General features: G+C 66.0%; 14 protein-coding genes. 8 read left to right on the top strand and 6 right to left on the bottom strand.

The window, feature by feature from the left end; genetic code table 11:
- Window positions 1–24 precede the first annotated feature (24 nt).
- The 3 genes from ACQUQO_RS04330 (at window position 25) to ACQUQO_RS04340 (ending at window position 3011) form a co-directional block, all read left to right on the top strand.
- Window positions 25–675 carry a hypothetical protein gene (locus ACQUQO_RS04330; protein ID WP_435076730.1) on the top strand — a complete coding sequence of 217 codons (651 nt, stop codon included), beginning with the start codon at window positions 25–27 and terminating at the stop codon, window positions 673–675.
- Between the two features lie 102 nt (window positions 676–777).
- The gene (locus ACQUQO_RS04335) at window positions 778–2139 is read left to right on the top strand and encodes an NAD-dependent succinate-semialdehyde dehydrogenase (RefSeq protein WP_435076731.1); all 1362 of its coding nucleotides are present in this window, start codon (window positions 778–780) and stop codon (window positions 2137–2139) included.
- Window positions 2140–2243: 104 nt separating this feature from the next.
- Window positions 2244–3011 carry a hypothetical protein gene (locus ACQUQO_RS04340; protein WP_435076732.1) on the top strand — a complete coding sequence of 256 codons (768 nt, stop codon included), beginning with the start codon at window positions 2244–2246 and terminating at the stop codon, window positions 3009–3011.
- On the opposite strand, the gene ACQUQO_RS04345 is transcribed toward ACQUQO_RS04340, so the two are convergent.
- A complete protein-coding gene (locus ACQUQO_RS04345) occupies window positions 3008–4840 on the bottom strand; it encodes a glycoside hydrolase family 15 protein (protein ID WP_435076733.1) in 1833 nt (610 codons plus the stop codon). The genes ACQUQO_RS04340 and ACQUQO_RS04345 overlap by 4 nt on opposite strands.
- Before the next feature lie 119 nt (window positions 4841–4959).
- On the opposite strand from ACQUQO_RS04345, the gene ACQUQO_RS04350 reads away from it, so the two are divergent.
- On the top strand, window positions 4960–5556 hold the full coding sequence (locus ACQUQO_RS04350) for a hypothetical protein (protein WP_435076734.1): 597 nt from the start codon (window positions 4960–4962) through the stop codon (window positions 5554–5556).
- Window positions 5557–5574: 18 nt separating this feature from the next.
- On the opposite strand, the gene ACQUQO_RS04355 is transcribed toward ACQUQO_RS04350, so the two are convergent.
- The 3 genes from ACQUQO_RS04355 to ACQUQO_RS04365 are packed head-to-tail and all read right to left on the bottom strand — an operon-like array spanning window position 5575 to window position 6915.
- Window positions 5575–6039, bottom strand: a complete 465-nt coding sequence (locus ACQUQO_RS04355; protein WP_435076735.1) for a nucleoside deaminase — start codon at window positions 6037–6039, stop codon at window positions 5575–5577.
- A gap of 51 nt (window positions 6040–6090) precedes the next feature.
- Window positions 6091–6474 carry a PaaI family thioesterase gene (locus ACQUQO_RS04360; RefSeq protein WP_435076736.1) on the bottom strand — a complete coding sequence of 128 codons (384 nt, stop codon included), beginning with the start codon at window positions 6472–6474 and terminating at the stop codon, window positions 6091–6093.
- Between the two features lie 54 nt (window positions 6475–6528).
- Window positions 6529–6915, bottom strand: a complete 387-nt coding sequence (locus ACQUQO_RS04365; protein WP_435076737.1) for a PaaI family thioesterase — start codon at window positions 6913–6915, stop codon at window positions 6529–6531.
- Window positions 6916–7034: 119 nt separating this feature from the next.
- On the opposite strand from ACQUQO_RS04365, the gene ACQUQO_RS04370 reads away from it, so the two are divergent.
- From ACQUQO_RS04370 to moaA, 4 genes are all read left to right on the top strand, one after another.
- Entirely contained in the window at window positions 7035–8354 is a 1320-nt protein-coding gene (locus tag ACQUQO_RS04370) for a dicarboxylate/amino acid:cation symporter (protein WP_435076886.1), read from the top strand.
- A gap of 116 nt (window positions 8355–8470) precedes the next feature.
- Window positions 8471–9685: an NAD(P)/FAD-dependent oxidoreductase gene (locus tag ACQUQO_RS04375; protein WP_435076738.1), complete on the top strand. Its 1215-nt coding sequence runs from the start codon at window positions 8471–8473 to the stop codon at window positions 9683–9685.
- Between the two features lie 41 nt (window positions 9686–9726).
- Window positions 9727–10764, top strand: a complete 1038-nt coding sequence (locus ACQUQO_RS04380) for a glycosyl hydrolase (protein WP_435076739.1) — start codon at window positions 9727–9729, stop codon at window positions 10762–10764.
- 115 nt (window positions 10765–10879) lie between these two features.
- Window positions 10880–11839, top strand: a complete 960-nt coding sequence (moaA, locus tag ACQUQO_RS04385; protein WP_435076740.1) for a GTP 3',8-cyclase MoaA — start codon at window positions 10880–10882, stop codon at window positions 11837–11839.
- Window positions 11840–11860: 21 nt separating this feature from the next.
- Here the strand turns inward: moaA and ACQUQO_RS04390 are convergent, their stop codons facing one another.
- Both ACQUQO_RS04390 and ACQUQO_RS04395 read right to left on the bottom strand, forming a co-directional pair.
- Window positions 11861–12496, bottom strand: coding sequence for a molybdenum cofactor guanylyltransferase (locus ACQUQO_RS04390; protein WP_435076887.1), 636 nt, complete (start codon window positions 12494–12496; stop codon window positions 11861–11863).
- A gap of 51 nt (window positions 12497–12547) precedes the next feature.
- Entirely contained in the window at window positions 12548–13837 is a 1290-nt protein-coding gene (locus tag ACQUQO_RS04395; protein ID WP_435076741.1) for an L-lactate MFS transporter, read from the bottom strand.
- Window positions 13838–13874: the final 37 nt, after the last annotated feature.

Below are 13874 nucleotides of genomic sequence, written 5' to 3' on the forward strand. Positions count from 1 at the left end.
GGCGCGAATACACACTATTTGTGTATGGACGACGGCGACGAGACCGACGCACCCGAGGGGCGTGCCTACTCGGCCGACCGCGGGCGCGGCATCCTCACGCCGAGCGACCGGGAGTTCCTCCTCGGACGGAAGACCGACTACACGGAGCACTCGAAAAAGCAGAAACGAAACCGCATCCGTCGCCGCCTGCGCAACGCACTGCTCGATTTCACCATCCTGTTCGAGCACTTAGAAGAGCGCGACCGCGAGACCGTCTTCGACCCCGACGACGAGGCACGCGAAGCCTACACGCAAGGCATCACTGATTTGCTTGGCTTCCTGCATCTGGGGACGATGGGCTATCACGTCCCGTTCAAGGACATGCTCAGCCAGGGCGTCAGCCGCGCCGAACAGGCACTTTCGGGGTCCGAGTATCGAATGGTCAACGTCGAGTTCAGCGTCGAGCCGGTGGGCCACATCGACGTCGACGCGGTCATCGACAAGCTCGATGCAGGTGCGGTCGACGACATCACCGACGAGGAGCTTCGTGCGTTCATGCGCCTGCTCACCGACTCCGAGGAGTTCTCCGCGAGCGAACTGCGGGATGGGATGAAAGAGCAGATGCTCGAATTCATCGAGGAAGTGAACGAGGCCACCGACCAGTACGACCAGCGCGTCGAGGAACTCGGCGACTGACGCCTCTCGACGCGAACCGCGCCGGTTCGGGACGCTGCTCACGTCGAATCGGGCGTGAAACCGACCATAACGTTAATGACGTACACGAATAGTGGTTACGGCATGGAGACGGTCAACCCGGCGACCGGCGAAGTCGTCGACTCGTACGAGGAAGACAGCGCGAGCGATGTCGACAGCGCGCTCGCCCGTGCCGAGGACACCTTCGTGGAGTGGCGCGAGGTGCCCATCCGCGAGCGTGAGCAGCTCATCGAGGCTGCCGGCGACGTGCTCCGGGAAAACGAACGCGAGTACGCCGAACTGATGACCGAGGAGATGGGCAAACCCATCTCGCAGGCGCTCGGCGAGGTCCAGAAGTGCCAGTGGCTCTGTGACCACTACGCCCAGCACACGAGCGAGTACCTCGAAGCCGAGACCCACCCCAGTCCGCCTGGCACTACCGTCAAAACTATCTACGACCCGATGGGACCCGTGCTCGCGGTGATGCCGTGGAACTTCCCGTTCTGGCAGGCGATGCGGTTTGCGATACCCTATCTCGCCGCGGGAAATGTGGGGCTCCTGAAGCACGCCTCGAACGTTCCGGGGAGTGCGCTCGCCATCGAGGAGGTCTTCGAGGAGGCCGGGTTCCCTGAAGGAGCCTTTCAGACGTTGCTCGTGGGGTCGGAGAAGATCGACGACGTGCTCGCCGACGAGCGCGTGCGCGCGGCGACGCTCACTGGAAGCGGGCCGGCCGGCCGTGCCGTCGCCTCCACCGCCGGTGAGAACCTGAAGAAAACAGTATTAGAACTCGGCGGCAGCGACCCGTTCGTCGTCCTCGACGATGCGGATATCGACGCGGCGGCCGAGACCGGCGCGTGGGCACGCAACCAGAACGGGGGCCAGTCCTGCATCGCCGCCAAACGGTTCATCGTCCACGAAGCTGTATACGACGAATTCCTCGACCGGTTCGTCGAGGAGTGCGAGGCGCTCACCGTCGGCGACCCCACTGAGGAACAGACCGACATCGGCCCGCAGGCCCAAACCCATCTGATGGAGGAACTCCACGAACAGGTCGAAAAGAGCGTCGAGGCCGGCGCGACCGTCGCCACCGGCGGCGAACCGCTCGACAGGGACGGTCCCTTCTACCCGCCGACCGTCCTCACCGACGTGCCCGAGGGCTGTCCGGCCGACGGCGAGGAGCTGTTCGGGCCGGTCGCATCGGTGTACGCAGTCGGGGACGAGGACGCAGCCATCGCAAAGGCGAACGACACCGAGTTCGGTCTCGGCGCGAGCATCTGGACCGAGGACCGCGAGCGCGGCCAGCGCGTCGCCCGTCGCATCGATGCCGGCTGCACGTACATCAACCAGCTCACGAAATCCGACCCCAGAGTCCCCTTCGGTGGTGTGAAGAATTCGGGCTACGGGCGCGAACTCTCCGAGGCCGGCATCAAGGAGTTCGTCAACCGCAAGACCGTCTGGGTCGAATAGCAACCGACGAGCGGAACGTTCGTTGTCCACCGGTCGACCCACACGACAGCCGTCTCTCATCTGAAGATGGCTAGTCACATGTATCCGCACGGAGTTCTCTCTCCATGAGCGAGGACAGACAGGTGACTCTCGGTGGCGGCGAAGTCGAGGAAGACGAACCGATGACTGACGACTTCGGTGAGGAACTCGACGAGAACGCGACCAAGGGCGGCTACAACCGGTATGACGTCTCCAGCCTGCTCCAGAAGGCGGTGCGACGCTCGGACGAGGAGTGTGCGGCGTGGGCGGCGTGGGAACTCACGCGGTCGGGCTACGCGTGGAACCTCTGGGACCGCCTCGCGCTCTACGTCGTCGAGGACCTGCGTGCGGGTGCGGACATCGCGCTCCTCATCGAGCGCTACGAGCGACTGGCGACCGAGCGCTGGGAGGGCGATAGCTGGGAGGGCCGTCTCTGTGGGATTCACGCGGCGCTCGCGGCGGCACGGGCCACCTCGACGCGAGAGGCCACCTACGCGGACGGCTACTTCGAGCGCGTCGCCGAGGAGCGCGCCGCCGCCCGCGAGGAGGGCCGCGAGCCGGAGTATGATTTCCCGGTCGGCGACCTCGAACCCGGCGGGAGACACGACGTAATATTTGACCAGCACACCTACGACGGGAAGCGGATGGGCCGGGACGGGCGCTACTTCACCGTCCACGGCGCGCGCGTCGGGCCGACGGGTGAATCGGCCGTCGGCGAGCGATGGCGACGCCGGAGCCTCGACCTCGCCGAGCGAACCTACAGCGACGCCGAACTGGACCACGCGCTCGCGCCGGTCGCCCCCGACGAGCGCTGGGACGAACCGGCCGTTTCCGATTCCGCCGAACGGGATTAGGCGGATTCGGGGCCGAACGGCTGGACCTCGGTCCCCTCTTCTGCTTCGTGGAGGAACAGCGCGCTGTTGATGAAGCCGATGTGGCTGAACGCCTGCGGGAAGTTCCCCAGCAGTGTCCCCGTCTCGGCGTCGAGCTGTTCCGAGACGAGACCGAGCGGGCTGAACTGCTCTCTGAGGTTCTCGAAGAGTTCGCGGGCGCGCTCGGTGCGGCCCATGCGCGCGAGGCAGTTCACGAGCCAGAACGAACAGAGGACGAACGTCCCTTCGTCGCCCGGCAGGTCGTCGTGTTCGTAGCGATAGACGAACCCCTCGTCGGTGGCCAGTCGGTCGATAACGGCGTCGATGGTGCCCTCGATGCGCGGGTCGTCGAACGGCAGAAGGCCCGACAGCGGAAGCAGGAGGAGGCTCGCGTCGAGCTGGTCGTCGTCGAACGCCTGCGTGAAACTGTTTTTCTCCTCGTCGAAGCCGCGTTCGATGACGGCCTCCTTGATGCGCTCGCGCTCGTCGCGCCACTCCCCGATGGGGGCGTCGTGGCCGTTCTCCTCGGCCATCTCGATGCCGCGGTCGAGGGCGACCCAGCACATCGCCTTCGAGTGGACGAACTGTTTGGGACCGCTGCGCATCTCCCAGATGCCCGCATCGGGCCGGTCCCAGACCTCGCGGACGTACTCGACGATGTCGCGGACGGCCGCCCAGTCCTCGTCGGCGATTTCCCTATCGGTCCACGAGAGCTGGTGGATAGCGAGGACGAGCTCGCCGTAGATGCCGAGTTGAAGCTGGTCGGCCGCCCCGTTGCCGATGCGCACGGGCGAGGAGTTCCGATAGCCTTCGAGATGGTCGAGTTCCTGCTCCTCGTAGGTCGAGCCGTGCTGGAGACCGTAGATGGGCTGGAGGTCGGACGGCTCGACCGAGTGGCTGAGTTCGAGGAACCGGTCGAGGTAGCTCACCGCCTCCTCGGTATCGCCGAGGTTGCCGAACGCCCGCACGGTAAAGGCCCCGTCGCGTATCCAGTTGTACCGGTAGTCCCAGTTGCGCACCCCGCCGACCACCTCCGGGAGCGAGGTGGTCGGCGCGGCGGTAATCCCTCCCGTGCCCTGATAGGTGAGCAGCTTGAGCGCGAGGTCCGACCGGACCACCATGTCGTGGCCGTAGTCGGCAAACGGGCAGTCGCCGTCGTCGGGACAGGAGTGTGCCCAGTCGCGCCAGAACTCGACGGTGTCATCGAGCAGGTACTCACACGAGTCGGGGTCGGTCGGCGCGCGCGTCCCGTATTCGAGGACGAACCACTCGCTGTCGTATTCGTCGACCGAAAGGGTCCCGTCGGCCGCGCCGTCGCCGCAGTCGAGGGATGTGGGACTCGACAGGGAGATGCGTCTGGCGTCGCCGGTCGCCACGACGCCGCCCTCGATGGACTCGACGCGCGAGTCCGCACGGGCGTAGTCGAAGCGGGGGGCGAACTCGATGGCGAGGTCGACGGTGCCCTCGGTGCAGGTCACCTCCCGGTAGAGCGCGCGCACCTTCGGCTGGTTGCCGTCGTTGTTCGGCGACAGCGGCATGAAGTCCGTCACGCGCGCGGTGCCCGACTCGGTGTGGAAGGTCGTCTGGAGCACGTTCGTCCGCTCCATGTACTCCTGTTCGGCCTCGTACTCGCCCGTGGGATGGATGGCGAAGCGGCCGCCGTCGTCGGTGTCGAGGAGGGCGGCGAAGACGCTTGAGGAGTTGAGTCGCGGCAGGCAACACCAGTCTATCGCCCCGTCCCGGCCGACGAGCGCACACGTTTCGAGGTTGCCGATGATGCCGTAGTCGGCAAGCGGCTTGTACCCGCTCATCGCTTCGCGTCCGTCGTCTCGTTCACAATCATTCCGAGGGGTGTTGTGCGAGGCGATATATCGGTCTGTCGCCCGCAGGCTAACGATAGCCCTAACAGCGTGTGTCTCGAACCCGCACCATGGCCGATATCAACGAGCGAATCGTCGCCGAGGCCGACGACCGCGGCGGGTCGCTGCTCGTCGACGAGTTCCTCACGCTCATCGAGCAGTACCATCCCCACGACCGCCCCGGCATCGCGTGGGAGACCCTCGAAACGTACGTCGAGGCGATGGAGGGGACGGATTTCGGCCACACACACGACATGGACGGCTTCCTCGAAACGGTCGACGACCGGCTCGTCGACGGCGACAGCGCGTATACGGCCGATGCGTTCTATCGCCTCGACGACGACCGCATCAGCGCCTATCCGCGCGACTGGCACGACGCGCTCGGCGGCGAGACCGACCTCCGGGAGTTCGTTCGATTTCTCGCTGCCATCGACCCCGAGGGTGAGAGCGGGGCGGACCTCGGGGGTGTCGGCCGCGGCGTTCCCGAACAGGTACTGCTCGACGCCGCCGGCATCGTCGGACGAACCGACCCCGAGACGGTGAAGTCGAGACTCGAAGACCTGCGCGAACGGGGCGAACTCGTCGAGGACGCCGACCAGCACCCGAACGCGCGCGTCCGCCTTCCCGAAAACGCCGACAACCTCCGCGATTCGAGCATCGATTCCTGACCGGCAGTCGCGACGGACTCAGACCGCCCGGTACTCCCGGTGAATGGTCAGTCCGTCGTCCGCGCGGACGTCGCGGACGACTTCGGCGTCGTGACCGAAGCGCTCGAAGACCTCGCCACAGGGTATCAGGGACGAATCGCCGAACGCCTCGGCAGCGCGGGCCGCGCCGACGCTGTAGACGACGCCGCCGAGACTGGCGATGGCGATGCCGCCAGCACACATCGGACAGGGTTCGGTGCTCGTGTACATGGTGGCCTCTCCGCACTCCTCGGATGTGAGTTCGCGCGCCCCGCGCCGGGCGAGGGTCAGTTCGGGATGAGCGGCGATGTCGTCGTCGGTCACCTCTCGGTTGCGTTCCTCCATAACGACTTCGCCGTCGAGGACGAGCACCGACCCATACGGGCCGTCGCCGCGCTCGCCGGCCTCACGGGCGAGTTCGAACGCTCGCCCCATGTACGCCTCGCGGTCGTCTTCCGTTGGCATGTCTACTCCTCACCGAGCACGGCAATAATTCACGGGATTTCGAGCGAGTCCCTACTCGGTCTTATAGACGCCGCGCACGTCGGCGATTGGCGTCCCGTCGCCGGTGAACACCTCGACATCGACGACGCCGATGCTCCCACCCTCGCGCACGATGTCGGCGGTGGCGTGGAGGTCGCCGGTGCCGGCTTCGAGGTAGTCGATGCGCATGTCGACCGTCGGCACGGGCTGGTCGGTTAGCGAGACGAGCGCCGCGCCGCCGACCGTATCGGCAAGCGTGAAGGTCACGCCACCGTGAGCCATCATCCGGTCGGCGTTCCACGACAGCTCCTCGCGCATCTCGATGTGCCCTTCGGCATGCCCATCGCTGGCTTCGGTCACCTCGACGCCGAGCAGGTCGGCGAACGGCATCTCCTCGAAGAAGCTCTCGATGTCCATAGCCGACCCACTCTCACCGTCCACTAAAACACACCGGCGCGCCCCATGACCGCATCAGTCCGGACGGTAGACGCGCCCGCGGAACGTCGCAATCGGGTCATCGCTCTCGTCGCTGACGCGCACGTCGTATTCGGCGGTGCGCCCGGCGGCGTGGGTCTCCTCGGCGACGGCGGTTATCGTCTCGCCGACCGCGGCCGGCGCAAGGTATGAGATGTTGGTTTCGAGTGCGAGCGCGGTCTTCCCCTGTGCATTCGAGGCGGCGGCGAAGGCCGCATCCGCCAGCGAGTAGACCGCCCCGCCGTGTGGCGTCCCGTGGAAGTTGCACAGCGACTCGTCGAGTTCGAGCGAGGTGACTGCGCGCCCCGCATCGAGCGTTTCGAGGTCGATGCCGAGGCGGGCGCAGTAGGGGTCGTTCGCTATCGCCTCGCGAGCGTCGTCCATGCCCATGACTCACTCGATGGCGACAATAGACCGTCGGTATGGCTGCCGGCGTTGGCGATGATGCGCTCATCGCGCCAGCACCCGACAGCCATAGCCTTCTCGATGCACAAGACCTGTCGATGTCAGGAACTGGGAGTTCGGTCGTCCGCCTGTGGCAGCGCTATCGGTCCGTACCAATCGTCTATCGCCTCGCCGCCGCGTTCGTCCTCGGTGTCGCCGTCGCCTTCACGGTCGGCCCGCCAGCGGCGGCGCTCGCACCGATTGGCGACCTCTTCCTGCGCCTTTTGGGGATGATCGTCGTCCCAATCGTCGCCTTCAGCCTGCTGTCGGGCGTCCGTCGGCTCTCGCCGGCACGGATGGGCCGGGTCGGCGGCATCGTCGTCGGACTCTATGCGATAACGACGACCATCGCCGGAATCATCGGGCTGGCGGTGGCGAACCTGCTCGACCCCGGTACGGGCACGACGCTTACCGGCGGCAGCAGCGAGTCCGCCCAGCCGCCAGGATTGCGCGAGGTCGTCCTCGGCATCGTCCCGAAGAACCCGGTGAGCGCGCTGGCCAACGGCGACCTGCTCGCCATCATCTTCTTCGTCATCGTCTTCGCCATCGCGCTCGCGCTCGTCCGCGACCGCACCGACGACGAGACGGTGCGCGAGGGCGTGGAGTCCTTCTTCGCACTGGCCGAGGCCGGCATGGAGGCGATGTTCACCATCGTGTGGGGCGTCATGGAATTCGGCGTGCTCGGCGTCTTCGCGCTCGTCGCGGCCGAACTCGCCGGCAGGGATGTCGGCGCAATCGTCGCGCTCGGCTCGCTCGTCGCGGTCGTCACGCTCGCGGTCGCCATCCATATCGCGTTCACCTATCTCGTCGTCATCGTCGGTGGATTGGTCGGCGAATCCCCCGGCTCGTTCCTGCAGGGTGCCCGGAACGCGATGGTGACGGCGTTCACCATCCGCTCGTCGAGCGCGACATTACCGGTGACGATGAGCGACGCCGAGGAAAATTTGAGAATCGACGAGAGCATCTACGGGTTCTCGCTCCCGTTGGGTTCGACGGCCAACATGGACGGCGCGGCGATTCGACAGGCCGTCACCGTCGTATTTGCCGCGAACGTCGTCGGCCAGTCGCTCGGTCTCGGCGAGCAGGTCACGATTTTGCTCGTCACCGTCCTGATCAGCATCGGCACCGCTGGCGTCCCCGGTGCGGGACTCATCATGCTCACCGTGGTGCTCCAGCAGGCCGGTCTTCCCCTCACTATCGTCGGCTTCGTCGCGGCCGTCGACCCGGTTCTCGGGCGGGTGGCGACCCTCAACAACGTCACTGGCGACCTCGCGGTCTCGACGCTCGCGGCGAAATGGAACGACGCCATCGACCTCGATGGCGGCGTCTGGGCGAGCGGCGAGACCGCCCCGTCGGGAGCGCCCGCGGTCGACGACTGACCTGCCGATTCAAGCCGTACTGTTTACTGCACCGCGGGAAACGATTCGGACATGGCTAGCGACACACCACAGGCGACGAGCAGCGCAGCGAACGACTCGTGGGTCCTCGCGGAGCGATGACCGACCGCATCGTCGTCCTCGGCGCGGGCTACGGCGGCTGTGCGGCGGTCCGCAGTCTCGAAGACGAACTCGGCGACGACGCCGAACTCGTCTGGATTTCCGCAGAGGACTATCACCTCCTGCTCCATGAGACACATCGGTGCATCCGCACGCCCGACGCGCGCGAGTCGGTCACGATTCCGGTCGAGGACATCAAATCGGCGGACACCGAGTTCGTGCAGGCGACTGTGACCGGTCTCGACACCGACTCTCGTACGGTGGAACTCGCAGACCGCGAGAACGTCGACTACGACTACGCGGTCGTCGGTCTCGGGAGTCAGACCGCCTTCTACGGCATCGACGGTCTCGAAACACATGCACTGACGCTCAAGAGCCTCGGCGACGCGCTCGCCATCAACGAACACCTCACGGAGGCTACCCGCGAGGGTTCCCGAAGCGACCCGGCACAGGTGGTCATCGGTGGCGGCGGTCTCACGGGGATTCAGGCCGCCGGCGAGGTGGCCGCGTGGGCCGACGAGCACGGCGCGCAGATGGACGTCCACCTCGTCGAGCGCTCGGCGGACGTCTTCCCCGGCCACGACCACGAGTTCCAGGGCGCGATTCGCAACCAGCTCGAAGCCCACGGTGTCGAAATCGACACCAACGCGGCGATGACCGGCGTCGAAGACGACGAAATCAGCTTCGACGAGCGCGACTCGATGGGCTACGACGTGCTGGTCTGGGCCGGCGGCGTCACCGGTCAGGACGCCCTCGAAAGTGCAGATATTGATAAGGACCACAACCGCGCGTACACCGACGCGACCTTCGAGACCAGCGACGAGCGCGTGTTCGCACTGGGTGACTCGGCGCTGGTCCATCAGGACAAAGAAGAGGAACCGCTCACCGAGGAGGCCGTCTGGGAGACCATCGTCGACGACGACCTCGCGGACGTGCCGCCGCCGACCGCCGAAGCCGCATGGGAGGAGGGCGAACACATCGGCGAGAACGTCGCCCGTGCCATCGCTGGCGACGAGCGCGAGCACTGGGCGTACATGAACAAGGGAACAGTGGTATCGATTGGCGACGCGGCCGTCGCCCACGACGTCATCGGCATCCCAATCAACACCTTCGGCGGTCCCGGCGCGCGCATCGTCAAGAAGGGGATTTCGGCGCGCTGGATAGAGTCCATCACCTCGGTACAGCGTGCGGCGCGGTCGTGGAGTGACATGTAGCCGGCCGCTCGGTTTACTATCGCGGAGCATCTATTCCCGTCATGGCGCTGCTCATCGGTACGCGCGATGGTGTCTTCCGCTCGCCCGACGGAGCGCTCGCAACCACCGAACAGGTGCTCGATGCGGGGGACACGCTCCGCGTTCGGACGCTCGACGGCGTGGCCTTCGCCGCAACGAGAAGTGGGCTGTACCGCTCGGCGGATGGACTGTCGTGGACGAACCTCGACGTGCCGCACGAGGAGGTGTTTTCGGTCGTCACGAGTCCCGACGGCGAACGTCTCTATGCGGGAACCCATCCCGCCCACCTGTACGTCTCGACCGATGACGGGGAGACGTGGCGCGAACTGGATGGATTCCAGGACCTTCCCTCGCGCCCGGAGTGGCACACGCCGCGCCACCGCGACGAGGCCCACGTCCGCAGTCTCGGAACCCATCCCGACGCCCCGGACCGAGTGGTCGCCGGCATCGAGGTCGGCGGCGTCCACGTCAGCGATGACGAGGGCGAGACGTGGGTCGAGCGGCGGGCGGGCGTCCGCGCGAGCGAAGCGAGTGCGGGCTCGTCACGAGTAGCACGGGACCGGAGGTCCCGCGAACCATGCGAACGGCGAAGCCGTGAGCAGACGAAGCGAAGTGACGGTGTTCACGACGACGTCCATCACGTGCTGGTGCTGGGTGCCGACGAGTACGTGGCGTCCTGCGGTGGCGGACTCTATCGAACCCGCGACGCCGGCCGGTCGTGGACGCGACTCGATGGTGACCTCGACCATCGGTATTTTCGGGAGGCGTTCGCGGCGGATGGACAGTTATACACCGCCGCGGCACGCGGCCCGCCGGGAACGTGGCAAGGGTCACGCGGCGCTGATGCGGCGCTGTTCGAATCGATGGATGGCGGCGAATCCTTCGAGACCGTGCCGTATCCGGGCGCGCCCGAGGAGTTCGTCCTCGCATGGGCGGCCCACGATGGCCGAGTGTTCGCCGGCACCGACGACGGACGGCTGCTCGCCCGCGAGAGCGACGGCTGGACGACGCTCGGCCACGTGCCCGCGGCGGTTCGGTCGCTCACAGCCCTCGACGAGTAGCGTCCCATCCGTGACCGCTCGTCACGTTTCGCTCGCGGGCTGATGTAATCGAATTCGGTTACGTCGCGCGGCGTGCGGCGCGCAGGTTTAACCGTTCGCACGGGGAAGTGAGTCCATGCTCGTCGACGGGTTCGGCCGCGAGGTCTCGGGGGTGCGTGTCTCGCTGACCGACCGCTGTAATTTCGACTGTGTGTACTGCCACAACGAGGGGCTTGGCGACACGCGCGGGCCGATGGAGCCGGCCGACGACGAGATGGGCACTGACGAAGTGGTGCGGTTTCTGGAGGTCGTCTCCGAGTTCGGCGTCGAGAAGGTGAAGTTCACCGGCGGCGAGCCGATGCTCCGCGAGGATTTAGAGGAGATCATCCGGCGCACGCCCGACGGGATGGAAACTTCGCTCACCACCAATGGTACTTTTCTGCCGGGCCGCGCCGAGGACCTCCGGGGAGTGGGTCTCGATAGGGTCAACGTCTCACAGGACGCCCTCGACCGGGAGGCGTTCGCCGAAATCACGAACGCCGGCGCGTACGACAAGGTCTTGGAGGGTGTGGAGGCCGCGCTGGCTGCGGGTCTCGACCCGGTAAAACTCAACATGGTGGTTTTCGAGGGCACAGCCGAGTTCATCCCCGAGATGGTCGACCATGTGGGTGCGAACTCGGGCCTTCAGCTCCAGCTCATCGAGTACATGCCCGAAATCGCCGGCCATCCCGAGTGGGCCATCGACATCGAGCGCGTCCACGAGTGGCTTTCCGACCGAGCCGACCGCGTCGAACATCGAGAGATGCACGACCGACGGCGCTACTGGATTGATGGGGGGATGGTCGAAATCGTCGACCCTGTCGAAAACGAGACGTTCTGTGCGAACTGCCATCGCATCAGAGTGACCCACGAGGGCTATCTCAAGGGCTGTCTGAATCGCAACGACGACCTCCGGCCGATGGGCGCAATGAGTCGGGAAGAAATCCGCGAGGCGTTCCGCGAGGTCGTCGCCAACCGAGTCCCGTACTACGGCGAGTACATGATTCGCGACGGCGACGGCGGCTGGAAAGTCAACGAGGAGTACGTCGGCGCATAGCCGGCGACGCGGATGTCGAGGTTATCGCTCCTCGGCATCGAGCGCGCGCTCGGCGGCGGCGAACTCTTCCCGGGTGTTCAGGTTCGTGAACGTCCGTGGATCGGCATATTCCCGTATTTCATCCGCCGTCACGACGGCACAGTCGAGCGCCGCAAGCGCCGCACGGAGCTCGCGGTCGCCACGCGAAAGCGCCGACGCGCAGGCGTCAGCCATCGCGTCGGTGCGATAGACCGCCTGCGTGGGTTGCAGCCAGCCCTTATGACGCGGCACGGCCGCGTCGTGGCCTGCTGCACGCTCAAACAGTTGCGAGACGAACGCGGCATCGACGAAGGGCATATCGGCGGCCACGACGGCGGCGTAGTCGGTATCGAGTGCCTGAAGACCGGTGTGAACGCCGACCATCGGCCCGCCATCGGGTTCGGGGTCTTCGACACACCTGCCATCCATCCCCGCAAGCGCCCGCTCGATGGCGGCCGTCTGGTCGGCCCGACAGCTAACGACGAGTTCGTCGAGTCCCGATAGTCGCTCGGCGACCCGGCGAACCATCGGCACGCCCGCGAGGTCGGCAAGGACCTTGTCCTGTTCGCCGAAGCGCGTCGAGCGACCGCCGGCGACGATGACGCAACCGCGCCGTGTGGTCTGGCTGTCGGGGGTGATATGGCGTCTTCGACCGCAGCCGCTTCGGTGTTTCGACGCACCAGTAGTTGGTCAGTCGGTCGTTGCCTCGGCGGCGGTTCCGGGGGTACGGCTTCCATCCTGCAGCTTGCCGATTCGCCAGCGGAGGACGCCAACGGTGATGAGTCCGACGACGAGCGCACCGTTCATGATGTACAGCGCGCTCGTGTAGTTGCCGGTCGATTCGAGAATCGTCGAGGCGAGCTGCGGGCCGGCCACGCCGGCGAAGCCCCACGCCGTGAGCGCGTAGCCGTGGATGGCACTGACCTCCTGCGTGCCGAAGAGGTCGCTGAGGTACGCCGGCAGGCAGGAGAATCCGCCGCCGTAGCACGTGATGACGAGGAAGATGATTCCTGCGAGGAGCCAGACGCCGGTGACCTGTGGCATCACGAAGAAGGCGGCGATCTGGATGAGGAAAAACGCCGCGTAGGTCGTCGTCCGGCCGATGTAGTCCGACAGGGTGGCCCACGCGATGCGGCCGCCACCGTTGAAGATACCGATGTAGCCGGTGATGAACGCGGCGGTCGTCGCGCTCGCGCCGGTGATCTGCTGGAGCATCGGCGAGGCAAAGGCGAGCAGCATGATGCCAGCCGAGACGTTGATGAAGATGATGAGCCACACCATCCAGAAGCGCGCCGACGTGCGCGCCTCCTTCGCGGTGAGGTTGGGGAGTCCCGACAGCGCGCTTCTGGCCTCCTCCTGATTTTCCGGCGTGTCTTCCATCCCCGCCGGCAGCCAGCCGTCCGGCGGTTTGGCGAGATAGCTCGCGCCCGCCGACATCAAAACGAAATACAGGATGCCGAGGGCGAAAAACGTCGTTGCGACGCCGTAGCCCTGAATCAGGAAGTTTCCAAGTGGACCGGTGAGCAGCGCGCCCGCACCGAAGCCCATCACCGCAAGCCCGGTGGCCATTCCGCGGCGGTCCGGGAACCACTCGACGAGCGTCCCGATGGGGGAGATATAGCCGAGACCGAGACCCATCCCGCCGACCACCCCGAAGGTAGCGAGAAAGAGCGGCAGGCTTCCGAGGAGTACACTTACGCCGGAGCCGACCATCCCGAGACCGTATAGAACTGCTGCGGCCAGTCCGGATTTCCGTGGCCCGTACTTCTCGACGTAGCTCCCGAGGAAGGCGGCCGTGATGCCGAGGACGAAGATGGCGATGGAAAAGGCGGTCGTCACGCTTCCCGTACTCCACCCCTGTGCCTCGTTCAGCGGTATCTGGTAGATGCTGTACGCGTAGATGCTCCCGATGGAGAGGTGGATCGCGACGGCCGACGCCGCGATCAGCCACCGGTTCTTGTTCGCGCCTTTGGTAGACACACACTCACGGTCGAACCGTGGCAAGTATTGGGTTTGG

Source organism: Halococcus sp. AFM35, from assembly GCF_051195015.1.
Classification (GTDB): domain Archaea; phylum Halobacteriota; class Halobacteria; order Halobacteriales; family Halococcaceae; genus Halococcus.

Coding starts and splice junctions, on each gene's coding strand:
- ACQUQO_RS04360 (WP_435076736.1), bottom strand. CDS start 6,474: ATGGACATCGAGAGCTTCTTCGAGGAGATGCCGTTCGCCGACCTGCTC.
- ACQUQO_RS04330 (WP_435076730.1), top strand. CDS start 25: ATGGACGACGGCGACGAGACCGACGCACCCGAGGGGCGTGCCTACTCG.
- moaA (WP_435076740.1), top strand. CDS start 10,880: ATGCTCGTCGACGGGTTCGGCCGCGAGGTCTCGGGGGTGCGTGTCTCG.
- ACQUQO_RS04365 (WP_435076737.1), bottom strand. CDS start 6,915: ATGGACGACGCTCGCGAGGCGATAGCGAACGACCCCTACTGCGCCCGC.
- ACQUQO_RS04380 (WP_435076739.1), top strand. CDS start 9,727: ATGGCGCTGCTCATCGGTACGCGCGATGGTGTCTTCCGCTCGCCCGAC.
- ACQUQO_RS04345 (WP_435076733.1), bottom strand. CDS start 4,840: ATGAGCGGGTACAAGCCGCTTGCCGACTACGGCATCATCGGCAACCTC.
- ACQUQO_RS04335 (WP_435076731.1), top strand. CDS start 778: ATGGAGACGGTCAACCCGGCGACCGGCGAAGTCGTCGACTCGTACGAG.
- ACQUQO_RS04355 (WP_435076735.1), bottom strand. CDS start 6,039: ATGCCAACGGAAGACGACCGCGAGGCGTACATGGGGCGAGCGTTCGAA.
- ACQUQO_RS04370 (WP_435076886.1), top strand. CDS start 7,035: ATGTCAGGAACTGGGAGTTCGGTCGTCCGCCTGTGGCAGCGCTATCGG.
- ACQUQO_RS04350 (WP_435076734.1), top strand. CDS start 4,960: ATGGCCGATATCAACGAGCGAATCGTCGCCGAGGCCGACGACCGCGGC.
- ACQUQO_RS04375 (WP_435076738.1), top strand. CDS start 8,471: ATGACCGACCGCATCGTCGTCCTCGGCGCGGGCTACGGCGGCTGTGCG.
- ACQUQO_RS04340 (WP_435076732.1), top strand. CDS start 2,244: ATGAGCGAGGACAGACAGGTGACTCTCGGTGGCGGCGAAGTCGAGGAA.